This is a genomic window from Chryseobacterium sp. FG46, from assembly GCF_057809135.1.
In genome coordinates this window covers 1-3,469 of sequence record NZ_JBMDJJ010000063.1, presented here as the reverse complement: position 1 = coordinate 3,469, position 3,469 = coordinate 1, and the positions used below count along the sequence as shown (strand labels likewise).

Here is a 3,469-nt window from a genome sequence, read left to right as displayed (position 1 = left end):
AGCGGACGCAGTTCTCTTCTCTGTGTCTCTGTTTGAGTACGAGTCGGATGTCGAGCCTGAGAGCGAGGTGGTAGAGGTGGCTGTTCTTCTTTCTGTGCCTCTGCCTGCGCATTTTGGGGAGTTAGCTTTTGGCTCACAAAATCTTTAATTTTATTTTGTTGTTCCGATAGATATTCTTTGTATTTCTGCTTTATGGATTCTTCCTTATTCTCATTTTTTAGCAAGCCCCTAAGTACTTCCTGATGGCCAGGAAAGTTCATCAGTTCTCCTGCCTCATCCATATCAGCAGAAAAGAGGGTATCCGATATATCAGGATTTTCCATAATAAACATCTGCATATCTTCCGGATATTTCTGGATATGCTTCTCCCGTTCTACTGCTATAGAATCGTTTTGTAATCCCATGCCAGACAAATAATTGTCTGTTAATTCCTTTAGCTTTTTCTCATTCAATTCATGATGTCGTTCACCTATATTTCTAGCACCAACTAAAGCAATAAACTCCTTAATTACATCAGGATTTAATATTTTAAAACCATATTCTGAATTTATTGATATCGGGGGTAGATTTCTTTCTTTAGTAAGATTTTCATTTTCTCCCCTCCAAAATTGCGAGTAAATTTTTGATTTTGCAGCTAGATGTCCTATTTGTTTGCGAGAATACACTAAACTAACCAGGGCATTTACCGCTTCTATTTTTTCGTTTGGTGGCAGATTTTTCAGCTTACCTGCTGCCTCAATAAGGGCCAGCCTTTCTATCGTCAGATAATTTTCTTCCGATAATTTTTCTCCTGATTTTAATAGCTCTGCGATCTTTACTCTCATTAAATGCTCTTTAACCGGCGTGTCACAGTTTCCCAGAGAGCTCGTTATTCCTAACTGTATCGTATTTCTGTCTTCAAAGGGAATATTGTGATCCTGCAGTTGGGATAGCAGCATTTTAACGGTAGGACCATATACATTCAGTTCATACTCATTATGAACAGGCACCTTACTCAAAAATAGTTTTATGGCATTTTTGGAAGATTTGATTATTGTATTCTGAATAATATTGTCATTGGAAACCGTTTCACTGGTAATAGATGCAGGATCTAAATCAGAAGTCTCTATTTGCATGGCTATCTCCACCCGCTCTTTATCATTCGGATACAATATACTTAATGCATATTTATAATCATCAGCTATATCCTGTATTGTTTGTCTGATATGAATCAGATGGTTACCTGATTCAGGTGAAAGAGGATTCCTCCTGAAATCAAAGTTTTCAAGATTCCCCAAATTATCTAAGGTGTCACAAAGATCTTGAATTTCATTATCTGTAGCCATCAAATGGGTAAGGCTTGATAGTTTAGCTATACTGTTAGGTAAGCTCGTAAGATTGTTGTAACTTACATCAAGTTTCGTAAGATTAGGGATCTTCAATATTTCAGGCATCACTTTCTCTAAAGTCTCCGAATCTATAGATAAACCGGACAGATCCAAGCTTGTTTCCCATGATCCACGATCGGCCAATGATATTATATAGTTAATTTCTTCTAATTGTTCTTCAGTAACCATATGTTTTTTTTAATGTTTGACAAGTATTTTCTACTACTCTTAATATTTATAAATATTGTATCTTGGTCTTCGTTGAGAACCAAATCGCTCTTAAGAATCTCTTTTTTAACGTCGATGTCCGGCAGAGCCTGACAGAAGATGAGTGGACTCTCTCTCTGTCTCTGTTCGATCGTGTCGGGCAGAGGTTGATAGAGTACGTGATTCTCCTCTTTGCATTTCTGTTTGAGGTTGAATTTGGGCAGAAGCCATCTGACGATATCTATTATTATCACTGATAGTGTTCACTCTTGACTCTCGCTGTCCCTCTCCCTGAGTATTTTGATGAACTTGCTTTTGATCCACGAAATCCTTAAGTCTGCTTTGTTGTGCTGATACATATTCTTCGTATTTCTGCTTTATTGATTCTTTCCCATTCTCATTTTTTAGCCAATCCTTAAGTACTTTTTGATGACTGGTGAAATCTATCAGCTCTTCAGTTTCTTTTATATCAGCAGAAAAGAGCGTATCGGATATATCAGTTTCGATTATATACTTCTGCATATCCTGCGGATATTTCTGAATATACTTCTCCCGTTCTGCTGCAATAGGATCATTTTGTAATCCCATGCCAGCCAGAAGATTATCTTTTAGTTCCTTTAGCTTTTTCTCATCTAACTTATATTCACCCGCAGATGTTTGTGCAGGTTTATCGCCATTCATTTCACAAACCAAAGCAGCAAATTTTTCGATTAATTCAGGTTTATCTTTTATCAGTGAAAAACCAAAAACCGGATAATTCGATATAAGAGGAAGATCCCTGACACTCTCTCCAACAAACCTTATATCAGGAACAGCACTCATCATCGCCTGATGTTTCTGATCTATACGGGTTGGAGAATAAACTAAGCCCACAAGGGCATTTACCGCTTCTATTTTCTCATTGTCCCTGAACCCTTTTAGCTTGCCTGTTTCCTCCATGAGAGCTTGTCTTCCTATCATTTGCTCATCCATTTCTGACAACCCGCTACTTTGTTTTAATAACTCTTCTATCTTCTTTTTTATCAAAAACTCTTTAACCGGAGTAGCACAGTCTCCAAGAGAAACAGCCATTTTTACCAGTAGCAGATTCCTGTCCTCTTTTTTTATATTGGGATCTTGCAGCTGAGCTAACAGTATCTTAGTAGCAGGACCATACAAATTATATTCAGATCCACTGTTAACAGGGACTTTACTCAAAAATTCCTTTATTGCATCTTTGGCAGCCTTATTCTCAGTACGTTCATTTCCATAGGTAATAACGGCAACATCCAAATCACAAGTTTCTATCCCCGCTGATATCTGCTCTCGCTCCTGGTTATCTGGATAAAGTCGTTTCAAAACATGTTCATGGCTTTGAAGGGTATCATAGGCTGCCATATTAGTAAGAACAGTAACATTGTCTCGATTTCCAATACGAGTCAAAAGCCCAAGGGCTTCTGTGGAAAGATTGTTGCGTTGAAAATCTAAATGTCGAATATTTTCCAAATTAGCTAATTCTTCAGGCAAATCTGTAATTCTGGTTCCCTGTGCCGCTAAATACATGAGATTCGATAATCTGCTTATACTGCCAGGTAATTGTTCAATAGTACTGGACCTTAAATTAAGATGAGTAAGTTTAGATAGCTGTCCTATAGATTCAGGTAATTGAGTAATTGAATTGCGTGATACATCAAGCGAAGTAAGATTAGATAGCTGCCCAATAGATTCAGGTAATTGAGTAATTGAAGTGTTTGATATATAAAGCTCATTAAGATTAGATAGCTGTGCTATAGATTCGGGTAATTGAGTAATTGAAGTGTCTGATATATCAAGCTTAGTAAGATGAGATAGCTGTGCTATTGATTCGGGTAATTGAGTAATTGAAGTGTCTGATATATCAAGCTTAGTAAGATGAG

The 3,469-nt window shown here is 37.3% G+C and carries 2 protein-coding genes; both read right to left on the bottom strand.

All coding sequences use genetic code 11. The annotated features are described in order from the left end of the window. Positions 1–1,556 (bottom strand): hypothetical protein (locus ACODR7_RS21460; RefSeq protein ID WP_488842305.1); only part of this gene is annotated, 1,556 nt, incomplete at its 3' end. A 105-nt stretch (positions 1,557–1,661) separates the two neighbouring features. After that, positions 1,662–3,469 (bottom strand): leucine-rich repeat domain-containing protein (locus ACODR7_RS21455; RefSeq protein ID WP_488842303.1); only part of this gene is annotated, 1,808 nt, incomplete at its 5' end.